23 protein-coding genes are annotated in these 20,467 nt (G+C 45.9%); 9 read left to right on the forward strand and 14 right to left on the reverse strand.

Features of this window, described 5'->3' with window-relative positions; all coding sequences use genetic code 11:
• Positions 1-23: 23 nt before the first annotated feature.
• Entirely contained in the window at positions 24-758 is a 735-nt protein-coding gene (locus ISALK_RS08795; protein WP_160721346.1) for a sulfite exporter TauE/SafE family protein, read from the reverse strand.
• A gap of 199 nt (positions 759-957) precedes the next feature.
• On the opposite strand from ISALK_RS08795, the gene ISALK_RS08800 reads away from it, so the two are divergent.
• Positions 958-1,956, forward strand: coding sequence for a questin oxidase family protein (locus ISALK_RS08800; protein ID WP_160721348.1), 999 nt, complete (start codon positions 958-960; stop codon positions 1,954-1,956).
• A gap of 13 nt (positions 1,957-1,969) precedes the next feature.
• Here ISALK_RS08800 and ISALK_RS08805 read toward each other — a convergent pair whose 3' ends face one another.
• From ISALK_RS08805 to ISALK_RS08830, 6 genes are all read right to left on the reverse strand, one after another.
• Positions 1,970-3,211: an L-lactate MFS transporter gene (locus tag ISALK_RS08805; protein ID WP_160721350.1), complete on the reverse strand. Its 1,242-nt coding sequence runs from the start codon at positions 3,209-3,211 to the stop codon at positions 1,970-1,972.
• 218 nt (positions 3,212-3,429) lie between these two features.
• Positions 3,430-4,095: a plasmid pRiA4b ORF-3 family protein gene (locus ISALK_RS08810; protein WP_160721352.1), complete on the reverse strand. Its 666-nt coding sequence runs from the start codon at positions 4,093-4,095 to the stop codon at positions 3,430-3,432.
• A 91-nt stretch (positions 4,096-4,186) separates the two neighbouring features.
• Complete coding sequence (locus ISALK_RS08815) at positions 4,187-5,296, reverse strand: VanZ family protein (RefSeq protein WP_160721353.1); 1,110 nt, start codon at positions 5,294-5,296, stop codon at positions 4,187-4,189.
• Positions 5,297-5,514: 218 nt separating this feature from the next.
• Positions 5,515-6,363: a bifunctional 5,10-methylenetetrahydrofolate dehydrogenase/5,10-methenyltetrahydrofolate cyclohydrolase gene (locus ISALK_RS08820; RefSeq protein ID WP_160721355.1), complete on the reverse strand. Its 849-nt coding sequence runs from the start codon at positions 6,361-6,363 to the stop codon at positions 5,515-5,517.
• Between the two features lie 156 nt (positions 6,364-6,519).
• Positions 6,520-8,064 carry a protein adenylyltransferase SelO gene (locus ISALK_RS08825; RefSeq protein WP_160721357.1) on the reverse strand — a complete coding sequence of 515 codons (1,545 nt, stop codon included), beginning with the start codon at positions 8,062-8,064 and terminating at the stop codon, positions 6,520-6,522.
• Positions 8,065-8,093: 29 nt separating this feature from the next.
• The gene (locus tag ISALK_RS08830; protein WP_160721359.1) at positions 8,094-8,282 is read right to left on the reverse strand and encodes a hypothetical protein; all 189 of its coding nucleotides are present in this window, start codon (positions 8,280-8,282) and stop codon (positions 8,094-8,096) included.
• A gap of 239 nt (positions 8,283-8,521) precedes the next feature.
• On the opposite strand from ISALK_RS08830, the gene ISALK_RS08835 reads away from it, so the two are divergent.
• Both ISALK_RS08835 and ISALK_RS08840 read left to right on the forward strand, forming a co-directional pair.
• Positions 8,522-9,154, forward strand: coding sequence for a protein-L-isoaspartate(D-aspartate) O-methyltransferase (locus ISALK_RS08835; RefSeq protein WP_160721361.1), 633 nt, complete (start codon positions 8,522-8,524; stop codon positions 9,152-9,154).
• A gap of 71 nt (positions 9,155-9,225) precedes the next feature.
• Positions 9,226-9,399 carry a hypothetical protein gene (locus tag ISALK_RS08840; protein WP_160721363.1) on the forward strand — a complete coding sequence of 58 codons (174 nt, stop codon included), beginning with the start codon at positions 9,226-9,228 and terminating at the stop codon, positions 9,397-9,399.
• A gap of 123 nt (positions 9,400-9,522) precedes the next feature.
• On the opposite strand, the gene glnA is transcribed toward ISALK_RS08840, so the two are convergent.
• Positions 9,523-10,962: a type I glutamate--ammonia ligase gene (gene glnA, locus ISALK_RS08845; RefSeq protein WP_160721365.1), complete on the reverse strand. Its 1,440-nt coding sequence runs from the start codon at positions 10,960-10,962 to the stop codon at positions 9,523-9,525.
• 268 nt (positions 10,963-11,230) lie between these two features.
• Here glnA and ISALK_RS08850 point away from each other — a divergent pair, with 268 nt between their 5' ends.
• Together ISALK_RS08850 and prxU are read left to right on the forward strand one after the other, a co-directional pair.
• Complete coding sequence (locus ISALK_RS08850) at positions 11,231-11,566, forward strand: DUF1292 domain-containing protein (RefSeq protein ID WP_160721367.1); 336 nt, start codon at positions 11,231-11,233, stop codon at positions 11,564-11,566.
• A 399-nt stretch (positions 11,567-11,965) separates the two neighbouring features.
• Positions 11,966-12,571, forward strand: coding sequence for a thioredoxin-dependent peroxiredoxin (prxU, locus tag ISALK_RS08855; protein ID WP_160721439.1), 606 nt, complete (start codon positions 11,966-11,968; stop codon positions 12,569-12,571).
• Between the two features lie 136 nt (positions 12,572-12,707).
• On the opposite strand, the gene ISALK_RS08860 is transcribed toward prxU, so the two are convergent.
• Positions 12,708-13,163: a universal stress protein gene (locus ISALK_RS08860; protein WP_160721369.1), complete on the reverse strand. Its 456-nt coding sequence runs from the start codon at positions 13,161-13,163 to the stop codon at positions 12,708-12,710.
• Positions 13,164-13,525: 362 nt separating this feature from the next.
• Here ISALK_RS08860 and ISALK_RS08865 point away from each other — a divergent pair, with 362 nt between their 5' ends.
• The 3 genes from ISALK_RS08865 to ISALK_RS08875 are packed head-to-tail and all read left to right on the forward strand — an operon-like array spanning position 13,526 to position 15,757.
• Complete coding sequence (locus tag ISALK_RS08865; RefSeq protein WP_160721371.1) at positions 13,526-14,359, forward strand: transporter substrate-binding domain-containing protein; 834 nt, start codon at positions 13,526-13,528, stop codon at positions 14,357-14,359.
• A gap of 23 nt (positions 14,360-14,382) precedes the next feature.
• Positions 14,383-15,036: an amino acid ABC transporter permease gene (locus ISALK_RS08870; RefSeq protein ID WP_160721373.1), complete on the forward strand. Its 654-nt coding sequence runs from the start codon at positions 14,383-14,385 to the stop codon at positions 15,034-15,036.
• Positions 15,029-15,757 (forward strand): amino acid ABC transporter ATP-binding protein, encoded by a 729-nt coding sequence (locus ISALK_RS08875; RefSeq protein WP_160721375.1) that lies wholly within the window; start codon positions 15,029-15,031, stop codon positions 15,755-15,757. The genes ISALK_RS08870 and ISALK_RS08875 overlap by 8 nt, the downstream gene beginning before the upstream one ends.
• 59 nt (positions 15,758-15,816) lie before the next feature.
• Here ISALK_RS08875 and ISALK_RS08880 read toward each other — a convergent pair whose 3' ends face one another.
• Both ISALK_RS08880 and ISALK_RS08885 read right to left on the reverse strand, forming a co-directional pair.
• Positions 15,817-16,296 carry a hypothetical protein gene (locus ISALK_RS08880; protein ID WP_160721377.1) on the reverse strand — a complete coding sequence of 160 codons (480 nt, stop codon included), beginning with the start codon at positions 16,294-16,296 and terminating at the stop codon, positions 15,817-15,819.
• A 188-nt stretch (positions 16,297-16,484) separates the two neighbouring features.
• A complete protein-coding gene (locus ISALK_RS08885; RefSeq protein ID WP_160721379.1) occupies positions 16,485-16,736 on the reverse strand; it encodes a CDGSH iron-sulfur domain-containing protein in 252 nt (83 codons plus the stop codon).
• 218 nt (positions 16,737-16,954) lie between these two features.
• On the opposite strand from ISALK_RS08885, the gene ISALK_RS08890 reads away from it, so the two are divergent.
• Positions 16,955-17,605: a CDGSH iron-sulfur domain-containing protein gene (locus tag ISALK_RS08890; RefSeq protein WP_160721381.1), complete on the forward strand. Its 651-nt coding sequence runs from the start codon at positions 16,955-16,957 to the stop codon at positions 17,603-17,605.
• A 61-nt stretch (positions 17,606-17,666) separates the two neighbouring features.
• Here ISALK_RS08890 and ISALK_RS08895 read toward each other — a convergent pair whose 3' ends face one another.
• The 3 genes from ISALK_RS08895 to ISALK_RS08905 all read right to left on the reverse strand — a co-directional run bounded on the left by ISALK_RS08895 (position 17,667) and on the right by ISALK_RS08905 (position 20,350).
• Positions 17,667-18,311 carry a nuclease-related domain-containing protein gene (locus ISALK_RS08895; protein WP_160721383.1) on the reverse strand — a complete coding sequence of 215 codons (645 nt, stop codon included), beginning with the start codon at positions 18,309-18,311 and terminating at the stop codon, positions 17,667-17,669.
• Between the two features lie 142 nt (positions 18,312-18,453).
• Entirely contained in the window at positions 18,454-19,782 is a 1,329-nt protein-coding gene (locus ISALK_RS08900; RefSeq protein WP_160721385.1) for an MATE family efflux transporter, read from the reverse strand.
• A 118-nt stretch (positions 19,783-19,900) separates the two neighbouring features.
• On the reverse strand, positions 19,901-20,350 hold the full coding sequence (locus tag ISALK_RS08905; protein WP_160721387.1) for a universal stress protein: 450 nt from the start codon (positions 20,348-20,350) through the stop codon (positions 19,901-19,903).
• Positions 20,351-20,467 lie beyond the last annotated feature (117 nt).

The following is a 20,467-nucleotide window of genomic DNA, read 5'->3' on the forward strand; positions in this document are numbered from 1 at the left end:
CATTCTTTTCCACTTCATTTCAGTTATATTCCCGACAGGATCGAGAGGATCCCCATGCCCATAATCAGACTCATACTGACTCTTTTAAAAAGAGCTTCATTGACCCGGTTTCCCATCCGGATGCCCAGGAAGGTCCCCAAAAGCAGTCCCGGTAAAAGATAAAGAGCGTAACCCGCCACCTCCTGGGTAATCAGCCCACTGAGGAAATAGGTAGGAATGGAAAACAGGTTGATGATCCAAAAGTACAGGGTTAGATTCCCGCGAAAAATCTGTTTTTCCACCCGTTGATTATTTAAAAACAGTACAATGGGCGGTCCCCCAAAGGATACACTGCCGTTCAACAGGCCGCTGGCAATGCCCACGGGAATGAATGCGGCTTTTTCATTTCGTACCGTAAAATGGTAGCCGGTAAAGTTAATCCCCGCCACCAAAACAATAATGATCCCCACCATCATCTTCAGGGTGTTTTCCTCCAGGACTTTCAATAATTGGACCCCGAAGGGGGTACCCACCATGCCGAAGATCACCAGCAGAAGGATCTTTTTTAACTGTACATGTTCCCGAATACTGTAGAGAATCATACTGTTCAGGATCAAACTGTAAATCATCAGTATCGGTACCGCTACCTGCAAGGGAAGCATCAAGCCCAAAAGGGGCAGGGCAATCAGAGAAAAACCGAAACTGGTGGCCCCCTGGGTCATGGCCGCCATAAATATAATCAACATTCCTGCTATTATTTGTTGCGGTATCGCTTCCATTGTGCTTGTCTCCTTTGCATCCCCGGCAGTCTTTCCTATGGACCCGGCGTCTTTTTTAATAGTATAACACAGACCGGGAGATATTTATATTTCTTAGAGAGGGTTTACCTTTTCCACAAATGGATACATATAAACTATACTACCGTTAAGATCCGGTATCCCTGGATACGGTGAAACAGTATACTAAGGAGGAAAAATTATGAATCTCAGCCAACTGATCAACGAAAACGGGCGAAAGCAGTCCCCTTACATGGAGGGGCTGGTAAATCATCTTCCCATGGGACAGTTCGCCCTTTATCAGCTCACAAAGGATTTAAGCAGGGTGGCATCCTACACCGAATTCTATAATGACCGGTTTCATGTGGACCCGGTGTCGGAAAGTTTCACCCCGGCCACCTCCATCCATGGCTGCCTGGGTAACCGGGAGGCTTATGAAGCTTGTCTGGCGTTAATGGAGGATGAAGTTAAGACCCACGGGTCGGAGGCGATGATTGAAAAAATACTGAATGCCTATCCCCTGGGCATGTCCTCGGGACTTTTCCACGTTACCATACGCCTGGCCTATGGAAAAGAAGGGGCTTCCTACGACGAAGCTCTGACCGAGGAAATCTCCCGGGCCCTTGCTTATTATGTAACCGCTTACCGGGCCGTGACCCCCTTTCACCGGAAAGTCCCGCGGGACCGACTCCATGAAAATATGAATTCGCTGATCAAAAGTCCTCTTGTGGAAAAAAACCTCCGCCAAAACAGTTCGCTAGGAAAAACCATGAAAACACTGTACCAGAGCCCGGCGTACCGGGATCAGGGATTTTTGATTCAGGGCACCGTTGAGGAGAAGGTCCTCGGCCTGTTGGACCTTTGCCTTCCCGCCTTTGACCACACCAAAAGCATTGTGGCGCTTCACTGCATTACCGGCCTTCATGCCCTGCTGGTCCTGAAGGATTATTTCCAGGATTTTGAGAAAGCCCTGGATATCTATACCACCGCGGTGATTACCCATCTTTTGACCATCGACGGCGTGGCCTTTCCCAAGCCGGATCATGGGCCGGTTTTACCTTCATGGGGGGAGTTGATTGCGAAAGGCGCCTCTTCCAAGGATGTGCATACCATCAAGTTTACCTACACCTGTCACGAACTGTATCAGCGTTACTCGATAGAGGGACTGAAACAATCGTTGCTTTATCAAATCCATAAATAACCCCGTGCTTTTCTTAACCCTCGATCTCCCTGCGAAACATCAGCAAGAGAACAAGCCCCAACACCGTCGTGCTTCCCGCCAGCAGAAAGGCCGGGGTAAAGGAATTGGTAATATCCAAAAGTCTGGACCCCAGCAAGCTGGTAAGGGCGCCAATTCCAAAGGCGCTGAAGACCAAACCGTAATTGAATCCCAAATATTTTGTCCCGAAGCCCGAGGCCACCAACACCGGAAAAAGGGCAAAGGTGGTGGCATAGCCCACCCCCAGCAACAATGAACATACAAGAAGCAGTCCGAAATTTACAGCGATGAAGGGCAGAGCCAAAAATACCGTGGCCTGCATGATATAGACCGTGATCATAACCCGCAGGGTCCCATACTGATCCGATAAAGCCCCCACAAAGGGTCGTCCCAGCCCGTTGGTAAGGGCATAAGCAGAAATAGCGGTTGCTGCAATGGCGGGCTCCAAGCTTAGTACTATTTCTCCATAGGCCGGGATCAGCCCGATGGCGGTTAATCCCCCGCCGATCACCATGGCCAGTGCCAGCCAGAGAATATAAAAGACCTTTGTTTTAATAAACTCCTTCGGCGGAATGTCTTTGAGCAGCTCCGCTGATTGAACGCCCTTGCTTTTCACGGCTTCCTTCCGTGGAGGAGAGCGGTATCCCCCGGGGGGATTCTTGAGAAGCCGGGCCCCGATCAAGGCAACCACCGCAATAAATATGGAAAGCACCACAAAGGTTCCGTCGACCCCGCATAAATTAATCATCTGCCGCTTAAGGGGGGAAAACACCACCGCGGCCAGACCAAAACCCATTACGGCGGTGGAAACCGCAAATCCCGGCCGATCCCCGTACCATTTTCGGGCAGTGGGTGCAATGCATGCGTAGGTAAGACCACAGGCCCCTCCTACCAGGATGCCGTAGGAAAAAACCAACCACAGGGGATCAGGAATCCATCGAAGGAGACCCGATAGGGCATAACCAACAAAAAATAACAGGGCTCCCCAGGTGGCAACTTTCCGTGGACCAATCCTATCCTGAATCCACCCCGCGGGTATCATGGTTATGGAAAATACGATAATCATAATCGTAAAGGGCAGGGTGGCCTGGGTAGCCGTCCAGCCCCATTCCATAACCAGGGGCACCACAAAGGACCCCCAGGCATAGCTCATCCCTCCCATTAAAGAAAGGAGAAAGCCCCCTAAAAGCACCGTCCACCGCCGACTAGTGTTTGGACTGGAAGTTGAGATTGTCATTTGACCACCGTCCTTTATAAGAAATCCTTGACCCACCGGGAGCATCCTAATGAATCCCCTCAGATATTTGCTGTTTTTCCTTGTTCCCGTGATCCATGCTTTTTAGAACTGTATACCTTATTATTATACCCTTTTTTTACCGGCAAACTCCGCTTCCCGACGGAAATCTCAGCCAAACCAAAAATAAGCGATCCCGGGGGATCGCTTGTCTCTTGAACCTATATTGTCATTTCTTTCAGTTTCTCATTGATCCTTTCCGGATCATACTCCTCGTATCCCTGTTTCTCTGCCCAGTCCCTAAGGGGTTTGTGCTCTGGATGCTCCCGGTCGTGGTAGACTTTTAAAAATTCATTATAGCCTTCCGCGCCCCCCAGATTTTCTATGGGAGCGGCCTCGGCGCCGTCAATTAAGGTCGGATGGCTCTTCGAGTACTCTTCATCGGTTTCAACGTACCCCACAATGAATTTCCACTTTTCTTCGTAATCATAGACATACTCCATGCTTTGATACTTTTCAAGATAATAGCCGATGTGCAGCTCTTCGGGCTTTTTGATCTCGGTCTCCAAATCCTGAAGCCTCGACTCATTAAAGGCTTGAAATTCTTCGGCGGATTCCCCATGTCTTTTAACCACGTCTTCCCGATTTTCCTGATAAGCCCCATGCTCTATATAGGCTTTCTCATCGTTGGTAATGCGGAGGTTTTCCTCGGGCAAATTAAACTCAAAGAGACTTCCCGCCTCATCCAGGGCCCATCCCTTAAAGTTCGAAACCCTTTGGATCACCCGGTGCAGATCCTCAAAGGTAGCCGTAGCGGGGATGATCACTTCCCGCCACATCAATGGGTGTACCTCTTGTAACTGTATTGTAATTCTATATGCTTTCATTCCATCACCTCTTAAAATTCTTTCGTTATTTTATCCTAACATACTTTAGGGAAATAATCACGGATCCTTGGCTATTACTCCTTAACCTTTGTTAATTCAGACTTTTCATGCCGGTCTTGCTGAACCGGTCGTGAAACAGCCGCCGATCCCTTCTAAAGGCACTGACCCCCAAATGGATCAGTCCGGTGCCCAAAATCACAAAAACTGTTAAGTAAAGAAGGGAACTATAGGGCTCCTCCATTTCCATCACCTCTAACAGGACCAAGGATCCGGGAAACCATAGAAGAAATAATACATGGCGAAACATCATCCTTGCGCGAGAGAAGCCGTCACCTTCCCGAGGATAGATATTAATCTTGACCAATGCCATTCCCGGGGTTTTTCCCCTTAGTACCCATGTGCTGCCTAGGAAATACAACCCGCTGAGGATAAAGACAAGGACAAAACTAAAGCCCCCCTGCCCCGGATTATTCATCGGGGTAACCGCCAAAAACCTGATAGCCAAGGGATAAAGGGCCAGGACGATGCCGATGTCCACCCCAAAAGCCAGGAAGCGTCGGGGCAGGGAGACCTCCTGGAATTCCCCGACCCTCTTTTCCCTTTCTATTTCCGGGGTCCATGGCTTCAGAAGGGGGGCGATCAAAAATCCCACTGCCGCCCCCAGGGAGTTCACCATCAAATCATCCACATTAAAGATCCGGTAGGGCCTGGGGTAAACCCCATAGAGCCCCGTAAGCTGGGTAAGCTCAAAAAACAGACTGAGAAGAAATCCTGCAAAAAGGGTTTTCCAAAAGGTAAACCCGAAATATTTTCGAAGATATACCCCCAGGGGAAGAAACAACAGCAGATTAAAATAAACCGTATAGGCTGTCGGCTGCAACAGGGCGGCAGGATAGGTGGCCGGATTTGATAGGTCGATCCCCGAGTACTGGGTAAAGTGTTCTACAAAAACAAAGGGTTCCAGATTATAATGGGGGGTATTTAAGAGTTCAACGGATTCCCGGGAAGGCAGGGGAAGAATCACCAAAAAATAGGCCGCCACCAGATACCAAATAAAAGAATATCCCACCAGGGTTCGCTTGATCGGTACTTGCCCCCGTTTACGATAATTATACACCGCATAGGGCAGGGCGGATAACAACAGGATTAATAAAGAAGTTCCTACACTCATGGCTATAGGGGATAAATATTGTCTGATCATGCGCTTGCCTCCGAATTCCCGATTTATTAAGGTTTGTTAAGGATTGTTAAGGATTGTTAAGGATTGTTAAGGATTGTTTAAACATTATACCATATCTCTTTTAGGAAACTAATGATTTTTTCCGCAAAAAAAACTCTCTTTCCAGTGGAACCTCCTTCGGATCTACTGAAAAGAGAGGGCAGTCACTTAGTTATTGCTGTACCGAGTCTAACCCTTCTTTAATTTTGCTGTTTATAGGCCTTCAGGACATGCTTTGCTAAAACCGTTGTGGTCACCGAGCCTACGCCCCGGGGAACCGGTGTGATCATGGATGCCTTCTTTTGCACTTTCTCAAAATCCACATCTCCCGACATATTTCCCTCGTCGTCCACATTGATGCCCACATCAATCACCACGGCGCCCTCTGAAACCCAGTCTTCTTTTACCATTTTGGGAACCCCAACACCCACCACCAGAATTTCTCCCTGTCTGGCGACGGCGGCGGTATCCCTCGTTTTGGAATGGGCTACCCTTACGGTGGCCTTACGATTCAGTAACAGCATGGCCACGGGCTTACCCACCACCATGGAGGATCCGATCACGGAAGCCTCAGCCCCCTTTATTTCCACCCCGTAGAAATCCAGGATTTCCATTACTGCGCTTGGGGTACAGGGATTGAACCCCGTGGGATCCCCCTCGGTCATTTTCCCTACGTTTACCGGACTGAAACAGTCGATGTCCTTTTCCGGGGCGATGATGTTTTTAATCATACTTTCGTCAATTTGTTTCGGCAGGGGTCTGAAAATCAGAATGCCGTTCACAGAAGCATCCTTATTTAATTTCTGCAGCTCTTCAATAAAGTCCTCCTGGGTGATATCCCCCGGAAGCACCACGGAGGCCACTTCGATTCCGATTTTTTCCGCCCGCTTGGTTGCCCCCCGTTCATAGGCAATATCATCTCCCCGCTCGCCCACTCTAAGGGTTGCCAACTTGGGTTGCCCGCCTTTAGCTTTAATATTTTCAATTTCCTTGGATAACTCTTCGGTGATCTTGTCTGCCACCGGTTTTCCTTTAATTATTTTTGCCATTCTGTCACCCTCCATTACTATTTTCTTTGCTAAAGAAAAATTCTTTCCTTTTAATTATAGCCCAGCTGTAAGGAATTTTAAACCGCCGGGCCCAATTATTTCCCCTTTTCCGATTGAACCGGAGAAGCGTTTTTCCATTTAGGTTTTCCAGTCTACTTACGTTCCGCAGTAGGTTACGTAGGGTTTAGCAGAAGGATCCGGGGGCTCCTGGTACGGCTTTTTCTCCTTGGAGTTTTCATAGGGGTTTTGCAGGACGGTCATTAACTTTTCCATTACCGTAAAGTCCTCCTTTTCCACCGCCGCCTTCAGGGCCCGCTCCACTTGATGGTTTCTCGGAATTACTGCGGGATTGGCGGTTTTCATTAAGGCTTTAGCCTCCCCCTCGGTTTTCTTTTGTTTTTCCAGCCGCTCTTTCCACCGGCTGAACCAGTCTTTAAACCGGGGAGTCTCTGCCATTTTCAAGTGCTCCTCTCCGCCATAGGTTAAGGCCACAAAGGTATTGGTAAAGTCCTCCTCTTTTTCCGCCATGAGCTGAAGAAGTCTTTGGATTAAGACTTGATCCTCCTTGGCGGCCTGGAAAATCCCCAGCTTTTCACCCATACCCTTTAGCCGGTAGGCTTCATAGGCCCGGGAAAAGCCTTGCAGCTTTTCTTCCATGATCTTAGCTCCCTGGGCCGGATCCTGATGCACCAGGGGCAGCAAAGTCTCGGCAAACCGGGCTAAATTCCACTGCCCGATGGAAGGCTGGTTTTTATAGGCGTAGCGGCCCCCTCGATCAATGGAGCTGAACACCGTCCCGGGATCATAGGTATCCATAAAGGCGCAGGGCCCGTAGTCAATGGTTTCTCCGCTTAAGGCCATGTTATCGGTATTCATTACTCCGTGAATGAACCCTACCAACTGCCATTTGGCAATTAAAGCCGCCTGTTTATCCTGCACCGCTTCAAAAAGTTTTACGTATTTTTCCTCTCCGTCGCTTTTTTCCAGGATCTCCGGGAAGTGCCGCTGAATGGTGTAGTCTGCTAAGGCTTTTAGTTCTTGAAGGTTCCCGAATCGTTGCAGATACTCAAAGGTTCCCACCCGGATATGGCTGGCGGCCACCCGGGTAAGAATTCCTCCTGGAAGCCTTTCTTCCCGCTGCACATCCTCTCCCGTGGCAACCACCGCTAAGGCCCGGGTGCTTGGGATGCCCAGGGCATGCATGGCTTCGCTGATGATATACTCCCTAAGCATCGGTCCCAGGGCCGCCCGGCCGTCCCCCCGTCTGGAATAGGGGGTAGGGCCGGAACCCTTTAGTTGAATATCGTATCGTCCCCCCTGAGGGGTGAGCTGCTCCCCTAAAAGATGGGCCCGTCCATCTCCCAGCATGGTAAAATGACCGAACTGATGACCGGCATAGGCCTGGGCAATGGGGGCCGACCCTTGGGGAAGCGCATTCCCGGAAAAAATCAACCCCCCGGGAACCCCTTCCTCTTGTTCGAGCCGCAGTCCCAGTTCCCTTCCTAAGGCCTCATTATAAACAAGAACCTTGGGATCCTTCACCGGTACCGGGTCCGCTTTGCTGAATAACTTTCCCGGCAACTGTTGATAACCGGCCTCTAAGTTCCATCCTTCTAAAGGGAGCCGTGGATTGTTTTCCTTGTTTTTGTTGTTACTTTTGTTGTTGCTATTATTTTTGTTGTTCTTCCTGTCTTCATCCATGGTAATTCCTCCCGCCTGTCCTTTGGCTGCTAACGGTCTACGGCTTCCACCCGGATAATATGCCGTACATTGATGAATATATTACGCTCTCTTTCCGTGGTGATTTCCACAAAATCACTTTTCACATTATTGTCCTCATCTAAAAAAGTCTTTAAAAATTCCCCGGGTTCCTGGTCTACGGTGTATACCAGGTCCTCAGTTACAATACGCGTCTTCATACCTTCACCTTCTTTCTTTCAAATAGATTACAAAAATACTCGATATCGATTGCAAAAATCCTCAAAACTTCTGTTCCGGAAGGTTCACTGTTGTTTTCCCTTGTACCTATTCCACAGGAAAATCCAAAACCTTCTTTATACTTTCAGTTTATCACGGTATACTGGTAGTAACAAAGAAAATAATTATACGCCTGATCCCCGGAAAGTTTTGCTGTTCGACAAAAGGAGGTTGTTAGAAAATGGATAACAACGCTTTATTGGTTCAAAAAATTGAAGCCAACCGCATTTTAAAAACCCCCTCGATCAAAGAAGCCTTACTGGCTGTGGATCGAAAAGATTTTGTTTTGCCCAGGTATACTGATTATGCCTACTTGGATCGGCCTTTACCCATCGGCGAAGGACAAACCATCTCCCAGCCCTCCACGGTGGTGTTTATGTTAGAGCTTCTGCAAGCTGAAAAAGGTCATAAAGTCCTGGATGCCGGTTCCGGCTCCGGTTGGACCACCGCCCTGTTATCCCACATTGTGGGACCCCGGGGAAAGGTCATCGCCATGGAACTTCTGCCTTCTTTAAAAACCTTCGGAGAGGAAAACTTTAAACATGCCCCCTATGAAAACGGCATTTTTCTTCAGGGCAATGGGGCTAAGGGTGTCCCGGAGGAAGCCCCCTTTGACCGGATTCTTATCAGTGCCGGAGCCAGAGAAATCCCGTCGGCTCTCCTTGACCAGCTGGCTGAGGGTGGGAAACTGGTCCTCCCCCTTCAAGACCGGCGGGGGAACCTGGTCTTAGTGGAGAAACGAGGCAATAACGATTTTCATAAAAGTTACTACCCCGGTTTTGCTTTTGTGCCTTTTATCACCGACCGGGAGTAAGCCTGAATTTCGGTTTTGCGTAACCTCTTCTTTTTAGGGTATATATCCCGGTATAATAAGGAGGGCTTACCATGGTCATGGATTTTAGAAAGCATGCACCTAATACCGCCGCTTCCGGTCAAAAAAGAGGAAGGATCGCCAGGCTTTTTTCCCGAAGAAAGAAAAAATCCAAATCTTCCCAGGAGGATAAATTAAAAGCTATCCGGTCCTTTGAAAAGGACCTGGAGCGGGCAAAGGTCTTTTGAGACTACGGCCAACTTCTGTAGTTTACAGAAGAAACCCGAGAACCCCCCGTGTTAAAAGCCATCTATCCCGATGGCTTTTTTTTCGGCAAAGGCCTGGTTAAAAGACATGGAGCCTCCCGGAAGTTACAGATCATAATACATTCGAAACTCCTCGGGATGGGGAAGTTTATGGATCTGGTGATGCTCTTCTCTCAGTTTTTGTATCTGGTTTCGGACCAAATTCTTTGAAAAGACACCGCCCTTTAACAAAAATTGATGGTCCTTTTCCAAGGCGTCACAGGCTTCCAACAGATCCTTCGGCAAACTCTTGATTTTTTCCTGTTCCGATGCCTTCAATTCAAACACATTCACATCATAGGGACCGAAGCCCTCTTTTGCCGGGTCTATCTTATTTTCGATCCCCTCCGCCGCCGCAAGGAGCATCGCCGTATAGGCTAAATAAGGATTGGCGGTGCCATCGGGAGATCGGAGCTCAAAGCGCTTATGCTCCGGCTGGGTGGCGTAACCGGGGATGCGAATGACGGCGCTGCGATTGGCGGTGCCGTAACAAATGCTTACCGGGGCTTCAAATCCCGGGACTAAACGTTTATAGGAATTGGTACTGGGATTGGTAAAGGCCATTAATGCCGGGGCATGTTTTAGAATTCCTCCGATGGCATACAGGGCGGTCTTGCTTAAATTACTGTACCCTCCCTCGTGGTAAAACAGGGGCTTTCCTTGATTGAATAAATGCATATGAATGTGCATGCCGTTTCCGCACTCATCGCTGAAGGGTTTGGGCATAAAGGTGGTGCTCAGCCCGTTTTTCACGGCATTGTTCCGAAGAATATACTTTAGCTTTTGAGTGCGGTCCCCCATTTCCAATAGGGTTGCGAACTCCACCTCGATTTCCACCTGACCGGGGCCGCCGTTTTCCGAGTGGTGATATTTTACCGGAACCCCGTAGGTCCCTAATAAATCCACGGTTTGATTTCTGAAATTATAACTGGAATCCAGTGGGACGTCCACATGGTAGCCGCCATTTTTCTTCACCTTGTTCCCCGGATTTTTCTCATCGGATTTCCCCGCATTCCATTCTCCCTGCCGGGAATCGATTTTCACTTCCATATGATGGTTTTTAATTTGATAGGAGATATGATCCAACACATAAAACTCGAACTCCGGGCCGAATAAGGCCTCGTCCCCCATCCCTTTCTCTGCTATATATCCCTCGGCCTTCTTGGCTATATATCGGGGATCATCTTCAAAGCGGACCCGCTTGCCCTCTTCCAACCTGTAAATATCAGCGATAAACACCAGGGTTCGCATTTCCGTAAAGGGATCGATAAATCCCGTCGTAAGATCGGGGATTAAAACCATATCGGATTTTTCCACGGTTAAAAATCCGTAGCTCGATCCGTCAAACCCGATACCTTCGGTCATAATCTCTTCCTTCAGGCGCTCTGCCGGTATCGTAAGGTGGTTCCATCGCCCCTTCATATCCACCACTTTAAAATCCACCATTTTCACTTCCTGTTCCTGAATAAATGCCTGTACCCCTTTAATACTTTTAAAAGATTTCATGTACTTCCCCTCCCCATCTAGGATAAAAGTCTTTGCTTAATATATACCCCGGTGCCCGGGTTTTATTAACTTATTTCTAAAACCCTCTTAGGAAGCATTTTCACCATGGCCTATTATTTTTGCTCCCCGGTTGATGTTTGAGCATCTTTCCCTCCCGAAGAAGCCCCTTCCCAAGCTCGGGAAAACTTTCGAGTATAAAGTCTCCTTTCAATTACCGGATCCCTCCTGTATACTGAAAGAAATCCTAAAACCTTAAGGAGGTGAACCTATGAATAAAGATACTGATTCCTGCCACTGCCATACCCCGGAAGATGAACAGTCCTCCGGCTGTGATTGTGACCAGGAACACGGGCATCATCATCACCCGGAGCCAAGAAAAATTTATTTAACCTTGACCGATGGAAAAGAACTGGAATGTGATGTGCTGGATATTTTTGAAGTCGGCGAAAAAAGCTATATCGCTCTCCTGCCTAAGGACTCAGAAACCGCCCTGCTCTACGAATTTTTTGAAGCCGATCAGGAACCCCGACTCAACAATATTGAAAGCGACGAGGAATATCAGGCGGCTTCCAAGGTATTTATGGAGAGACAACAGGAGGAATAATTTTCCCACCCTAACCTAACATCCCCACAAAACCCATAATGTCCGACCCTTCTCTTTCTTTCGAGGAGGGTTTTTTTCCATTAATGGGACCTTTTCTTCTTCGTTTCTTCTCCTTTTTTTCTCCAGGCAATATGTTTGCATCCTAATATTTCAATATTGTAATCTGTTCTCTTGTAATAATTTTTCTCATTTTAATGTTTAAATCTTTCCCAGTTGTGTATAAATAGTTATAAAGCTTCTCAATAAGTTTTCTATTTTAAAAAGCTTTTTTCAATCCCTTGCCCAAAGGAGGATGATATTTTGTCAAAGAAATCCCTATCCTGTGTTTCATCAAATCCTTTACCTACTCAAGAAAATACTGGTGAAGAAGAGCACAACAAAAACAATCCCAAGGAGGAGATGCAAATGTTAGCAAAAGTTGGAGGAAAAGCTCCGGATTTTACCGCAATGGCTTATCAAAACGGAGATTTTTCAGAAGTGAGTTTGTCAGATTTTACGGATAAGTGGACGATCCTATGTTTTTATCCCGGGGACTTTACCTTTGTGTGACCTACGGAATTATCAGCAGTTGCTGATCGAAAAGAAGATTTTGACCGTTTAGACGTGAACGTATTATCCATCAGTACCGACAGCCACTTTACCCACAAAATTTGGCAGGAAACCGAACTTACTAAAATGGTAGAGGGAGGATTCCCCTATCCCATGGTTTCCGACGGTAATGGAAGCATTGGCAAGCTCTACGGCGTCTATGACGAAGGCGGCGGCGTAAATATCCGGGGAAGATTTTTAATTGACCCCGACGGTGTTATTCAGGCCATGGAAGTCATGACCCCTCCTGTCGGCCGTAATGTTGAAGAGCTGATAAGACAAGTTGAAGCCTTCCAACATGTTCGGGAAACCGGAGAAGTAACCCCTGCCGGTTGGGTCAAAGGAAAGAAGACCTTAACACCGGGACCGGACTTAGCCGGGAATGTATGGCGGGAATGGACACCTAAGGATCGATAAAGACTTTCTTCTTTCTTAAAAATTCTCAAACTAACTTAAAAATTCTCAAACTAAATTTGCTTAAAAAAACTGCCCCGGGTTCATCCTTTAGGGGCAGTTTCTTTGCCTTCATATTCTTCACAAAGGAAACCCGGCTTTACTTCACGACCAACACATTCCCTTTTGCTTCTTGGATTACACCGTTACTGACACTTCCCAGCATGAACTTTTTCAGCCCTCCCAATCCTCGATTTCCGATAATGATCAGATCATAACCCTCTTTTTCAGCAATCTCCGTGATTTTTTCAACGGGCTCCCCTTTAATAATTTTTTTGTTGACCCGGATATTGGCTTTTTCCAAGTCTTCCTTAACTTCCCCGGCCATTTTTTTGATGTTCATGAATTTTTCGATTTGCAAACGTTCATGTCCGGAAAGCTCCTTCGATGGTCGGGGGCGGTTTTCCTCCACGGCTTTCCAGTAAGAATCTTCTTTTTCCGGATACACATGGAGTAAGGTAATCTCTTTTTTTTCATCGGTCAAAGCTAGATCCTTTGCGGCTTTCACCGCTTTATGGCTTTGTTCGGACCCGTCGAAACATACTAATAATTTCATTTTATCCCTCCCTCTATCAATCTTTTAGTGCTTTTTGTGTACGCATTACTATATACCCGGAAATTCTATTGTTAATTATTTATCTTTATCTTCTTTTGTACCCCTTGCGCTCCGTCCCTACTCCCCTTGGTATTATTCATAACCGTTCCCTGATGTTTATCCGCGGTTGTGTATATAAATACACCTCCAAAATATAGCTCCTTAACAACACATTGAAAGCCAACGATTATTCTCCTTTTTAGGCCGATCCCATAAATAAAACCGAAAAAAGTATAAAAAACACTTGCATAATTAATCACTATTATGTATAATAACTCTCCATAGGATATATCCAAACTACAAAACCATTTAGGAGGAATATTATGAAACTATTAAAGAAAAACTTACTCATCTTTTCATTATTCATGATTACTTTATTAATTACCACTGTAGGATGTTCTGCTACCGCAGAAGATGCACAAGCAGAAAACAAGCTCGAAGAAATTCAAGCCTCGGGGAAACTGGTCCTTGGAACCTCCGCCGATTATCCCCCCTATGAATTTTATGCGGAAATTGACGGTGAACTTCAAATCGTGGGCTTCGACATTGATATCGCAAAGGAAATAGCCAAGGATATGGGCGTAGAACTGGAAATTGTGGATATGCAGTTTGACGGTTTACTCGCCGCTTTGGTTGCGGACAACATTGACATGATCGTTGCAGGAATGGCCGCTACGGAAGAAAGAAAGGAAAGCGTGGATTTTTCAACTTCCTACTACGAAGCGGAGCAAACCATGTTGGTTCGTAAAGAGGATTATGAGAAGTTCCAAAGTATCAGCGACTTAGAAGATCATAGAATCGGAGTTCAAATGGCCACTGTCCAAGAGGGTATTGCCCAGGAACAGGTATCTAATGCAAAAGAGATCAAATCCCTGGGAAAAATCAGCGACCTGGTGCTTGAACTGAATTACGGAAACATCGACAGCATTATTCTTGTGGATACCGTTGCCATGGCCTACGCCGAAAATAATGAGGATCTTACCCTTTCTCAAATCAGCTTCGGTAAAGAAGACGGCGTTGCCGCTGCGGTGGCAAAGGGACATGAAGAGTTCTTAGCCTCGGTCAACCAAACTCTAGAGCGATTAATCGCCGACGGAAGTATTGATCAGTTTATTGAAGATGCTGTAATTTTAGCGGATCAACAGAATCAGGAGTAGTCCTATCGAAAGGAAGTGCAACCATGGATTTCAGTTTTTTACAACGATACTACCCCATGTATATTACCGGAACCTTAAACACCCTGGCCTTAGCTTTTTTTACCTTATTACTGGGCGTGGTCTTCGGCATTCTATTAGCCCTGATGCGTTTATCAAAAAGCCGGATTTTAAAAGGCTTTGCTTCATCTTATATTGAATTTATCCGCGGAACCCCCCTGTTGGTTCAGCTATATATCGTATACTACGGCCTCCCCCAAATAACCGGTATGCGCTTTCCAAGCTTCTTTGCAGGGATTATAGCACTGACCATCAACAGTTCCGCCTATATCGCTGAAATTATCCGAGCCGGCATCCTGTCTGTGGATGCCGGACAAATGGAAGCGGTCCGTTCCTTAGGGATGAGTCACGCCCTATCGATGCGATACATTATCATCCCCCAGGCTTTTAAAAACATTTTACCCGCCTTGGGAAATGAATTTGTTGTTGTGGTCAAAGAATCCGCCATTGTTTCTATTATTGGAATCTACGATATTATGTATAGCGGCAATATCATTCGAGGGAACACCTATCGTCCTTTTGAACCCCTGATTATCGTTGCCATCATTTATTTTATTATTACCTTTACCCTGTCAAATCTGGTGGGTATTGCAGAAAGGAGGATGCGGATCAGTGATTAAAGTGGAAAATCTCCATAAAAAGTTTAAAGACCTCCATGTATTAAAGGGAATCCATGGTGAGTTCAATCAAGGGGAAGTGGTGGTGATTATCGGTCCCAGTGGTTCAGGAAAAAGCACGCTGCTTCGTTGTCTGAATAGACTGGAAGAACCCTGCGACGGCAAAATTTATTTTAAAAATTCCAATATTATGGATAAGACAAGTAATATCAATCAACACCGGGAACATATGGGCATGGTGTTTCAACATTTTAATCTTTTTCCTCATCTGACGGTGCTGGAAAACATTACTTTAGCTCCCATTAAGGTAAAAAACACCTCTTTAGAAAATGCCAAAGAAAGGGGGATGAAACTACTGGAAACCGTGGGTTTAAAAGATAAAGCTCTTGTTTATCCCGCTAAGTTATCCGGGGGTCAAAAACAACGGGTGGCCATCGCCCGAGCCCTGGCCATGTCTCCGGAAGTCATGCTTTTTGATGAACCTACCTCAGCTTTAGATCCGGAAATGGTGGGCGAAGTTTTGGAAGTCATGAAAAAACTGGCAAAAGGAGGCATGACCATGATCGTTGTTACCCACGAGATGGGCTTTGCCAAGGAAATGGGAGACCGGGTGCTTTTCATGGATCAAGGAAACATAGTAGAATCAGGGCGGCCCAGTGAAGTTTTTAATGAGCCTAAGCATTCCCGAACCAAGGATTTTCTTAGCAAAGTCCTCCGGGCGTGATCAAAATTTTATTTTACCCGCACCAAAGCCACCCTTTTAGCGGTGGCTTGTTTTTGCGATTATTTTCGGATGGTGGCCACAATCTTCCTGGGATGAATCAGCATCTCGATGGCATGGTCGATATTATGCACCACAATATCCACCTTTGTCAGAAGGGGAGCGTAAGCGCCTTCCCCTGCTATTATTCCGAAGGATAGGATTCCCTCCTGCACCATTTTCACATCATTTCCCCCATTACCCAGGGTTACGGTTTCTCGATAACCTAAAGTATGAACAAAGCGCGCTTTTTCCTCGGAATGATCACTGCTCTGGAGCACAATGATCTCACAAAAATCACCGATTTCTTCTTTTAACTTCCCGGCGGTGTTATGGGTGTCTGCTGTGAGTACATAAATTTTAGCCTTTTGTGCCAACGCTTTTAACAGCTTTTCCGTGGTCTTCGCTATTTCACCGTTATTCGCCAGGGTTCCGTTCAAGTCAAAAACCACATGGTTGATTGTATATTTCTCTCCCCAGGGAACTTTTACATCAATCGCCATTTTTTCAGCTCCTTCTTTTTTGTTAATCATCCTTGTTTTGTTAATCATCCTTGTCTTGTTTTGTTAATCATCCTTATCCATTGAATTTTCTGTTCTTTTTACTTTTTACAGCATTTCATTGATGAAGCCACCATTAGTACCGGTGGCTTCACCTTGTTTAAGTAATCGGATCCCAAAAACTTTCGTTATTACAAGTTATCGTGGGCGCAATCGCAGTAGGGCGGGGTATCGGTTTGCTTGCAGGTGCAAAGCTTTACCGACCCGGTTTCTTTTGCGGTAAAGGCCACGGGTTCAAAGGAAAATCCTTCATCAGAACCATCGCAGAAGGGTTGATTTTTACTCCGGCCGCAACTGCACCATACATAGGTTTCTCCTTTTTTTACATCCACATCAATCGGTTCCTTTCCTGCTACTCTGCCCTTTTCTCTTTCTTGTCCCATTTGAACAACTCCTTTAGTTTTCATTTGAAAATTCTGTTTTCTTTACATATTACTTATACCTCCCTTACCCCGGTCTTAAACATTGCCTTCCGCCACTTCGCCATTCCATTAAACCCGGCAAAAGCTGATCTCCCATTTTTTAGACTGACGGTGACAGGAAGTTATGTTATAATTACTATAAGATGGAATATTCCGAATAGTAAAAGGAGGAATGTAACATGTCCAACAACAAAAAGAAGGACCAGTCAACCCCAACGATCGTAGTTTCCAAGTACAACAATTATTTAGTCACCGACCTGGAGACCTTGAAAAAATCCACTGGAGAAGAACTTGACACCCAGCCGGTTACCGGACTTTGTCGATGTGGCGGCTCTAAAATGAAGCCCTACTGTGACGGTACCCATAATGAAGAAGGACTGAATGAGGTAAAGAAAAAAGACCGGGTTCCCGATGAAGTTAAAACCTATACCGGTGAAGATATCATCATTTATGACAATCGCGGGGTTTGCAGCCATGATGGCAGTTGCGTTGAAATGCTTCCCCAGGTTTTTCACAAAGACAAAAAACCCTGGATCACCCCCGAGGGCGCCAGCGTTACAAAAATTATTGAAACCATCGAGCATTGTCCTTCCGGTGCCCTCAGCTACGGATTCGGAAATCGGCGCTTTCAGGAATGGGGACAGGAAAATCCCGCCATCACAACCGATAAGGACGGACCTTTACAAGTCACCGGTGGGATCCTGCTTAAAGATGATAGCGGCTGTCAACCGGAGTGTAGGGAACATTATACTCTTTGTCGATGTGGAGGGTCCCACAACAAACCCTTCTGTGACGGGGATCATACGGATAACGGATTTGAAGCGGATTAGCCTATTTTTATTTAAAAAAAGGAGTCTTCATAGTTATTATGAAGGCTCCTTTTCATAGGTGTTAGCCGGATCCCTTTCTTCGAGTTTCCTTTTTCAACCTATCGTACAGCTTATCCACTTCTTGATTTGACAACACCTGCTTGGTTTCTAAAATATCCTCATTCAATTCATTGATCAATTCCTTCATTTTCAGTATTCTTCCCTCTTCAGAATTATATCCTTCGACTTCTAAGGTGCAGTCATTATTAACTAACACAAAGGACTTGATCCGGGATTGATCGATTGCAGAAAAACTCTCCCTCAGCAGCTGAATTCTTTTTTGATTTTCCAGTAAAGGATTCTTCAACGTCTGCTCTTTGTTCTTATAATGTTGTGACCAACGCTCCTGCAAGGGATGACCCCGGAGGATCCCCTTATAGTTGTTCACATCGAACACATAAATTCCCGCCTCGCTGATCATGATCAGTTGCAATTCCACGGACCTTTGGTCCTCCTTTACTAAAAACCGATTTGTAAGGATTTTTCGATAAATCTGATACTCTTCCAAATAGGTAAAAGCTAAAAACTCCCCGTATTTTTTAGGGTTCAGGATCGTTTCAAAAAAACGGTTCCCACTTTCTGTCTTATACTGAGACCGCTTGTATTGTATCAGCTTTGGAAAGATGATTCCTGCAAGTAACAAAAGTATGATCAGTACTATGGGCATATTAAGTCCTCCTGTTTTGTATTTCCTTAGGATGTTTTTCCTCTATAATAGTAATTCTACAAACAAAGACTGATTTCCTTCAAGCCGTAAAAATTCCTAATAAAAAATAAACCTTGGCAAATTACTCTCCCTTACCCTTCCATTACGATTGCTGCAACACTTTTTTCGAGTAATAACGTAAATATCCGATGACGACAAACACAGTGATCAGCTCCACTATAGGTACCACCAACCATACCCCAAGCATCTCCATCCACCGGGGGAGGATAAAGACTAAGGGGATTATTAAAAAGACCCCTCTTAGCAATGAAATTCTGATGGAAGGTTTCGATAGGGAGACCGCCGCAAAAAAAGCCCCCATAGTAATGTTAATCCCCATAAGGAGAAAGGCGGAAAAATAGACGCGTATGCCTTCAATGCCCAAACGGCTCATGGTGGGATCTCCCTCAGAATTGAACACATCCATAATAGAGGGGGCAAAAATCACACCGCCGGTGTAGGTGAGGGCTCCCATACCCAGGGTAAGCAGTATGGTCCAGCGTAAAATCCTCTTTAAGTCTTCTTCCCGCTTTTTTCCGAAACTTTCACTGATTAACGGTTGAATCCCTTGTCCTATACCGATATATACCGCCACAATCACCAACGCCATATTTGCTACCACACCGTAGGCTGCCACCCCAATGTTTCCCGCAATGCCCAGAATCGTCAAATTAAATAGAAGGATCACCAAGCCGTTGGAAAAGTCCGTAATAAAGGCCGCGGAACCCAGGCGGATAATGTCCAGCCATTCCTTGAAAAATGTTGTGGGCATTTTCAGTTTTAAATTCCTTGAATGCTTCAACCAGTAATGAATCATCAAAGAAAGTCCCACCGCCGGGGCCGTCACCGTGGCCAGAGCCGCACCGAGCATGCCCAGCTGTAAGGGGAATATGAAAATATAATCCAGCACAATATTGCCGAAACTGCCGATCACCATGCCCAGCATAGCGATTCTGGGGTTGTTGTCGTTTCGAACAAAGGCTACAAAAATATTGTTCATAATAAAAAAACTTGAAAATAATAAAACCGTTCGAAGGTAGGTTTTTGTCATTTGAAAGATGGATTCATCGGCTCCCAAGAACCGGGTAAATTCTTCGGCATAAAAAAGGCCCCCCAGGGTCATTATTAAAGAAAAACCCCCTCCTAAAATCAAGGTGTTGGTAAAGATTCTTTTCGACGCCCGATGTTCTCCCCTCGCCCTAAGGATCGTAAACTTTGTTGCGCCGCCGATTCCCAGCATCAACCCCATGCCGGTTAATAACCCATATACGGGTATTGCAATATTTAAGGAGGCCAGGGCTTCATTGCCGATCCCCGTGGCGATAAAAAAGGTATCCGCCAGGATATAAATGGATATTCCCAGCATTCCCATAATCCCAAAGGTGGCTCCTTTTATGTATTCCCTGCCCAGGGAGGTTTTCTTTTCATTCATGGGAATCCGTCCTTTTTTAAATAATTTACTTATATATAAATCACGTTAAAAAACCTCCGCTTTAAAACCATTGGTTTCCGGAGGTTTACAATTATATTATCCAACTACAGGCTAGAGACTAGTGAACCACCAGCACACTGGTATCCGTTCCTTGTATAACGGCGTTGCTGACACTTCCCATCACCATATTCTTTAGGCCTCCTCGACCTCGCCGGCCCAGGATGACCATGTCGTAGTCTCCGTTTTCTGCTTCCGTGATAATCACTTTCGCGGGATGACCCTGTTCAATACGGATATTGGTTTTCGCCCCGCTTTTTTCAAGTTTCTCCGCAATTTCTTCCAAAACCTCCTGCTTTTCCAACCAATTTTTCTTGTCCTGATCCTTTAATTGATCCAGCAGGTCGGGAGAGGTTGCAAACTTATCCTTTGAAATGGATTCCCGGGAGTCTTGCTTATGGGCATGAATCAGAGTTACCTCGTGGACCCCGCAGTCCTTAATTAAACGGTGGGCTTTTCCCACAGCCCGAAGACTTGATTCCGATCCATCATAACCGACTAGTATCTTCATTGTAATCATTCCTCCTTTTTTAATAATTTACCCGAGGATGGAGAAATGAATCATACAACAGAAAAAATTTTATTCTTTTCCCTTCGCTATAATAAAATCATGGTGCCGGCTAAGCTA

Source organism: Isachenkonia alkalipeptolytica (assembly GCF_009910325.1).
In the GTDB taxonomy this organism is placed as follows: Bacteria; Bacillota; Clostridia; order Peptostreptococcales; family T1SED10-28; genus Isachenkonia; species Isachenkonia alkalipeptolytica.